The sequence below is a fragment of the Faecalibacillus sp. H12 genome, from assembly GCF_013361255.1.
In the GTDB taxonomy this organism is placed as follows: domain Bacteria; phylum Bacillota_I; class Bacilli_A; order Erysipelotrichales; family Coprobacillaceae; genus Faecalibacillus; species Faecalibacillus intestinalis.
The window spans coordinates 20,925-27,174 of the sequence record NZ_JABWDK010000026.1 but is presented as its reverse complement, the minus strand read 5'-3'; the positions used below and the strand labels follow the sequence as shown (position 1 = coordinate 27,174).

Here is a 6,250-nt window from a genome sequence, read left to right as displayed (position 1 = left end):
TATCTTTCTCTTTTCCTTCTTTCAATGGACGGATAGTCCAAAAAAAGAAGTCCCTCAGGACTTCTTAAGACTATTTTTTAAATTCTACTTTATGTAACAAACTTCCCAAAATTTCTAATAATAGAATAAATGCTATTAAACAAAATAAAGCAATTTTACCACTACCTGTTGTCAAAGATTGTGCAATACCACCAATGACAGGAATTGATAAAACAACTTTACCCATATAATTATTATAATTTACAGGGTTCATATCTTTTGTTTGATTTGCATCTCCTTTTGTAATAAATTCACCAGAAAGTTTTTTATTCGTAACAACTCTATGTGTCACTATAGAAGAAGCATCTTTAGCACCATAAAATGCAATAACATCTTTTTTTTGAATTGTTTCAGGTTCTTGATACTTTACATAAACAAGACTACCTACAGGAATTGCAGGTTCCATACTACCACTAATGACAGTATAAATATTATATCCAAATGCTTTAGGAACAGTTAATGGTATACACCCTAATATTAAAACAATTAATAAAATAGTACCCAGCAAGCTACATACTGTAGCTACTGGGTTCTTTTTCTTTTGTGACATTAAACTCTTTTCTTTCTAATTGTCATAAATGCTACAATAATTCCTACAATTGCTGCAAGCGAGATTGCTATACCTGCATAAATTGGTGTTGAACTATTTTTTTCATTATTAACTGAAATATTAGATTTTGGTGTATCTTCATCATCTAAATCAACTAAACCTTGTGGAACATCTTCATCTCCAGCTGTTGTCGTATCCCCATCATTATTTTGTGTTACACCTGTTGCATTTCCTGTTCCATTATTACCTTGATTTGCATTTGTTGAAGGTGTTGTTGAAATAACTGTTGTAACAATATTTGTATTTTCTATTATTTCACCCGTTTCACCTGGTTTATAAGTAAATGTGAAGACATTTTCTTTCTCATTTTCAACAAGTGTTTTTGTAAGAGCATAGGATTGAGGTATATAACTATCAATATATTTATAAGCTACAACCGGTTTATCTCCTACATTTCCATATAAAACGGTATCTTCAGATAATTGCTTACCATTTTCATCTACATAACGTATCGTATAAGAAACCTGATTACCTTTTACTCCATAAACAACAACATAATCTAAATCACCATTAACTACAAAAGTTGCAGGATCCAAATTATCAACACTATCATGTCCACTCAAACGAATACCTTTAACATAATATTTACTATCTTGAGGTAATTCTATTTGTGATAGATCTAAAGAAACCATTTGTCCTTTAGAAACATTTATACTCATTTCATTTTGACTATTAATTGTTCCTTGATTACCAGTATATAAAGTAACTTTATATCCATATGCACAGACTTGTGTATAAGCAAGAGAAAGGAAAACTGTCAAAGACATCATCATGATAAATAATTTTTTTAATCGCTTCATCATTTATTCTCCTTTCTTTTCATCTTTTGATTTTTTCTTAAAGAAAATTGCAAGGATAATGAGTAACAAACCACTTACTAAACCTAACGCACAATACCATAAAATATTTGTACTATCTCCCGTTTTAACAGTAGAATAAACATTTTTATGTTCTATTTTATTAACAGTTACTGCTGGATTAGAGACGTTTTCTACAGCGAAATTCATTTCCAATTGTGCCATTGTCGCTTGATAACTATTCCCTTGTGTTTCTCCATCAACACTTAGTGTAAGTGTGACATACCCAACATCATTTTTAGCCAATCTTCCTAAATAGAAATAATCATCAAGACCTTTAATTTCTTTTAACCCTTGTGAACTATCTCCTCCAACAGTAGAACTGTCATAAATTAAAGTTTCATTATTTTGACTATCTACATAAGCTAGACGATATTCATAAGCACCATTAGTTGCCTTTGATCCATCTTCCAATGTCTTAATAATTTCATTTGTCATATACCAATCAGTATATTGACTATTTTTATTTTCGATTTTAACTTGTAAAGTCATTGAATCTCCAGGCTGAATATTACTTAATTCATCATTCATTTGATCTTTACCAAAATTAGTTGTCATTTGGCTACCATCAAATGAAACCTTCCAATGATCTTTTCCTACTAATTCTTTAGCTTGAACTGTTGAAAAAGTACCAACCATCATCATAAGTGCCATAGCAAGGCACAAAATTCTTTTTTTCATCATCTGTACCCTCCTATCCTAAACTCAATTCAGTTTCATCGTCATTAACACTCACATCAATCCCCCAAGCACTCTTAATAGCATCTTTCGCATTATGAGTTTGTACTGCATCAACTTCTGCATCTAATGTAAATGTATATCCATTATAAGTATACTGATATTTAATTGTTTTTTCATCTTCTACTTTCGTATACATTGTTGACAATTGATTACTAATACGAATAGTTTTCATAAAATCCGGTGTTGTTTTCTTACTTTCAACTACCTTTGTATAATATAAAACAACACGTTCATCTGTTGATTGAGCCTCATTAATGACCCATCCATCTTGATTAAATCCTAATTCAATCAATGCTGGTGATAAATCAACATTTTTTCCTTCTTTATCTTGCCAACTCTTTGTTAAAACAACTCTTACAAAAGTATCAATATTACCACTGTTTTCTACAGCTAACTTTTCATCATAAGTTTTTCCTAAAACAAACTTTTCATCATCTTTTAATAAATTTTGAAGAAGTTTACCTTCACCATTAGTTGTTGCATCTCCTTGATCATCATACGTCTTTGAACTAACAACCTTTCCATTCTCCTTTAAAGAAACTCCAATTGTAGACATATCCATAGAAGCTGAATATTGATCACTATAATATGTGAGTGCTGCACGTGCACTTCCTACACCACTTCCAAGTAATAAAACAGCAGCTATACCAAGAAGGATTGTAGGTTTCATAAAAATCGATTTCACTTTTTTCATTACCATAACCTCCTATTCTGTTTCATAAACTTGTTGCCAATTAGCAATTAAGTTTCCTTGATCATCATAAACAACCGGTGTAAATTCTTGAATAACAACGATATTATAATCTTTATCCTTATTATCATCATTTACTTCAGGTAGTGTATATTTAATATTTAATTCACTTGTTTTATCTTTAGAAGAAAGCACTTTATTATAATAAATATACCCATCATCACTTTCTTGCCAATCTTTACCTAAATTATATTTAATTTTAAGGTTATCCGCTGCAAAAACTTTAATTCTCACAAAACAATCATAATCACCAACATTAGTAATCACAACATGTTTCCCATCTTTATCAACATCTTCCTCAATCTTTGTATCTGTAAAACCTAAATCCATTTTATATCCACCAGTTGCATTCGTATGAGTCGTAAAATATCCCAAAGCCTTACCAATACCTAAAGTAGAAATCATCACAAGAGCAACAATAGATAATACTAATTTTTTGTTTAATTTTCTCATATCTCTATCCTCCTACTCTTGAACTGTCTTATTTTCTTTACTTTGTTTAACTGTATAATCTTGAACTTCTTTTGAATATTTATAATTATTAACAATTCCATAACCACCATGAATTTCATTAGAAGCTTTATTTTCAAAACTTGCCGTTGCAATCTCTTGACTATCTTCATCTGCCACTAATGATTCCAAAACTTTTTTAGAATCACCAACAATTTCATAACCAGCTCCTGTATAAACTTCCGTAACAGTTACTTTTGAACCTGCTGGAATATCGGCAATTCTAATTGTTTTCTCTTTTACTTCATCAAAATTTAATGTAATAAATCTTGTTTCTTTTTGATTTTCAATTGTTTCAATATCAACTTGATAAACAAATGTTGCATTTGTTGTTAAAGTTGTATTTTGACTTGTTAATTTTTTAGTAATTTGAATAGAACTCATTCTTAGTTCTCGATCAGCTTTAATACCAATAGCTTTCGAACCAACTAAATCATAATACCATGTATCATCCTTTTTAGTTGTATAATAATAATTATTTGGAAGAGAAACTAAATAAGGTGTAAACTTATAAGAATAATATTGACTATTCATATCATTAACAACAACTAAATAAAGTCCTGTTTGTAAATTTGTTAGCTTAACATATCCGCCTTTTAAAGTTGCTGTATAAGCTGGAGTCGCATCTTTAATGACTTTAGAAGCTTCACTTGCTCTTTGTTTCCAAGTCTTCGCTGATTGAGTTGCATCATATTTAACAGTTGACCAATCAATGTCTTTAAATGCATCTAAACCTGTATAATTGCCACCTTGGCTAATAGAAGCAACCTTATAAAGATCCACCTGAACATCATTTTTCGATAAATCCTCAGCATAACTATGAGAGCTAATTGAAATTTCTAAACTACATTTTTTATTAACATCTACAGGTAATGCTGCTTCAACATTTGGTAAAACAACAACCGTAAACATCATTATCAACGCTATAAAGATAGCCGATAACTTACAAAATTTCTTTTTCATCCTCATATCCTCCCTTATTTCTTTTTATTAAAAACATATCTCATTATAATAATAACAAGTATCGTAATTGATAAACCTAAAACTAAAATCAACATATAATAGTTTTTAATAGACTCTAACATTCTATCTCCAACAGATTGTTTAACATCTTCTTCACCATTATATTCAACACGATGTCCTCTTACAATTAAACGATGACTATTCACTCCATAAGGTGTACAAGTAAATAATGAAACATAATCTTGACCCTCAGTAATAGACAAAGCATTTTGTAAAGTTTGATGATCATCTTTATCAACCATTGGTAAAATTTGATCTACTTCATAAGCTAAAACCTTATCTAAAATATGCAAATAAAATTTATCACCTGTTTGTAGTTGATCAATATCAGTAAACAATTCTGCACTAGGAAGACCTCTATGCGCTGCTAAAACACAATGTGTACTTTCACCTCCAATAGGAAGTTTAGACCCATTAATATGACCAACACCCGTTTGTAAAACATCATCACTTGTCCCATGATAAATAGCTAATTTAATATTGATTTCAGGAATAGAAATATATCCCATGATTCCATCATTATTCATATTTAAAACTCGATTATATTCACTATTTTCACTATCCTTGGGCTTTTCACCAAACACATCAGCAAAAACATTATTCCCACTTATTGTTTCATTAAATGCTTGTGCATTTTGCCATTCTTGACTAAAGTCTTCATCAGACATATCATCAACTATTTTTTCATAATTACTAATCAATTTATTTTGTCGATAAGTATTCCATTGATTAGAAACAGTGGGATAAATCATAATACCCAACCCAACTAAGAATAACAATCCAACCAAAATACTCGGTAATCTCTTTTTCATATAACTACTCCTTAGATCTCATCTTTTTATCCTTTTTATATAAAATAAAGATAAAACCACCAGTAACAGCTAAACCAACAATAACCCATAACAAATAATTCGTATGAAGACTTGTAAAACCATTTTTCTTTTCCTTATTTACAACAGATTTGTTATAAGAAACACGATGACCTGTTACAATCAAACGTTGAGTATTCACACCATAAGGTGTACATGTAAGCAACGAAACTAAATCTTTTCCCTCTTGAACAGCCAAAGCTGATGTATCATCAGGTTCAGTTTCAACAATACTACCAACTTCATAACATAACGTTTTTTTCAAAACATGGACCAAAAAGTGGTCTCCCTTTTTAACTTGATCCAAATCAGTAAACAATGTTGCACTTGGCAACCCCCTATGTGCAGAGATAACTGCATGCGTATCTTTACCCCCTACAGGTAAAGAACTTCCTTCCAAATGTCCAGCAGCCTTACTTAATACTTCTTCACTCGTTGTATGATAAATAGGTAACTTCACATCTATTTTAGGAATTTCAACAATAGCCATTATTCCATCCCCAGCAAGATTTAAAGCTGAAGTATATGACTTATCTTCTGACTTTTGATTTTCTGCTTTAATAAATGAATCCGGCAAAATATGTGGTGCTAAAGCATCATTATATGCCTTGGCTTTTTTCATTTCTGCATCATAATCTATTGAATTACTTTTCTGACTTACTATCTTTTCATAGTTACTGATTAAACGATCTTGTCTATAACTATTCCACTTATTGGCAACAAATGGATATACCAATAAGGACAAACCAGCAACGAATATCAAGATTATAACTATATTGCTTAACTTCTTTTTCATCTGGTCTCTCCTTATTCTTATATCATTTTAAGAATCAGAGGCTAAAAGCCTCTG

General features: G+C 30.5%; 8 protein-coding genes. All 8 read right to left on the bottom strand.

The genetic code is table 11. From position 1 onward, the window contains the following. Nucleotides 1-70 precede the first annotated feature (70 nt). The 8 genes from HUU89_RS12020 to HUU89_RS11985 are packed head-to-tail and all read right to left on the bottom strand — an operon-like array spanning nucleotide 71 to nucleotide 6,196. A complete protein-coding gene (locus HUU89_RS12020; protein WP_147580534.1) occupies nucleotides 71-589 on the bottom strand; it encodes a signal peptidase I in 519 nt (172 codons plus the stop codon). Then, nucleotides 589-1,452 carry a MucBP domain-containing protein gene (locus tag HUU89_RS12015; protein ID WP_052010792.1) on the bottom strand — a complete coding sequence of 288 codons (864 nt, stop codon included), beginning with the start codon at nucleotides 1,450-1,452 and terminating at the stop codon, nucleotides 589-591. The genes HUU89_RS12020 and HUU89_RS12015 overlap by 1 nt, the downstream gene beginning before the upstream one ends. Beyond that, nucleotides 1,453-2,187 carry a hypothetical protein gene (locus HUU89_RS12010; RefSeq protein WP_175301877.1) on the bottom strand — a complete coding sequence of 245 codons (735 nt, stop codon included), beginning with the start codon at nucleotides 2,185-2,187 and terminating at the stop codon, nucleotides 1,453-1,455. Nucleotides 2,188-2,200: 13 nt separating this feature from the next. After that, complete coding sequence (locus HUU89_RS12005) at nucleotides 2,201-2,941, bottom strand: hypothetical protein (protein WP_175301876.1); 741 nt, start codon at nucleotides 2,939-2,941, stop codon at nucleotides 2,201-2,203. 12 nt (nucleotides 2,942-2,953) lie between these two features. Next, nucleotides 2,954-3,451, bottom strand: coding sequence for a hypothetical protein (locus tag HUU89_RS12000; RefSeq protein WP_147580535.1), 498 nt, complete (start codon nucleotides 3,449-3,451; stop codon nucleotides 2,954-2,956). Nucleotides 3,452-3,463: 12 nt separating this feature from the next. Next, the gene (locus HUU89_RS11995; RefSeq protein ID WP_175301875.1) at nucleotides 3,464-4,471 is read right to left on the bottom strand and encodes a DUF5979 domain-containing protein; all 1,008 of its coding nucleotides are present in this window, start codon (nucleotides 4,469-4,471) and stop codon (nucleotides 3,464-3,466) included. A gap of 14 nt (nucleotides 4,472-4,485) precedes the next feature. After that, the gene (locus HUU89_RS11990; protein ID WP_175301874.1) at nucleotides 4,486-5,343 is read right to left on the bottom strand and encodes a class C sortase; all 858 of its coding nucleotides are present in this window, start codon (nucleotides 5,341-5,343) and stop codon (nucleotides 4,486-4,488) included. Between the two features lie 4 nt (nucleotides 5,344-5,347). Next, nucleotides 5,348-6,196, bottom strand: a complete 849-nt coding sequence (locus HUU89_RS11985; RefSeq protein ID WP_175301873.1) for a class C sortase — start codon at nucleotides 6,194-6,196, stop codon at nucleotides 5,348-5,350. Nucleotides 6,197-6,250: the final 54 nt, after the last annotated feature.

Bases quoted from the DNA above. Each gene is read 5' to 3' on its own strand.
- HUU89_RS12010 (WP_175301877.1), bottom strand. From the start codon at position 2,187: ATGAAAAAAAGAATTTTGTGCCTTGCTATGGCACTTATGATGATGGTT.
- HUU89_RS11985 (WP_175301873.1), bottom strand. From the start codon at position 6,196: ATGAAAAAGAAGTTAAGCAATATAGTTATAATCTTGATATTCGTTGCT.
- HUU89_RS12020 (WP_147580534.1), bottom strand. From the start codon at position 589: ATGTCACAAAAGAAAAAGAACCCAGTAGCTACAGTATGTAGCTTGCTG.
- HUU89_RS12000 (WP_147580535.1), bottom strand. From the start codon at position 3,451: ATGAGAAAATTAAACAAAAAATTAGTATTATCTATTGTTGCTCTTGTG.
- HUU89_RS12005 (WP_175301876.1), bottom strand. From the start codon at position 2,941: ATGAAAAAAGTGAAATCGATTTTTATGAAACCTACAATCCTTCTTGGT.
- HUU89_RS11990 (WP_175301874.1), bottom strand. From the start codon at position 5,343: ATGAAAAAGAGATTACCGAGTATTTTGGTTGGATTGTTATTCTTAGTT.
- HUU89_RS11995 (WP_175301875.1), bottom strand. From the start codon at position 4,471: ATGAAAAAGAAATTTTGTAAGTTATCGGCTATCTTTATAGCGTTGATA.
- HUU89_RS12015 (WP_052010792.1), bottom strand. From the start codon at position 1,452: ATGATGAAGCGATTAAAAAAATTATTTATCATGATGATGTCTTTGACA.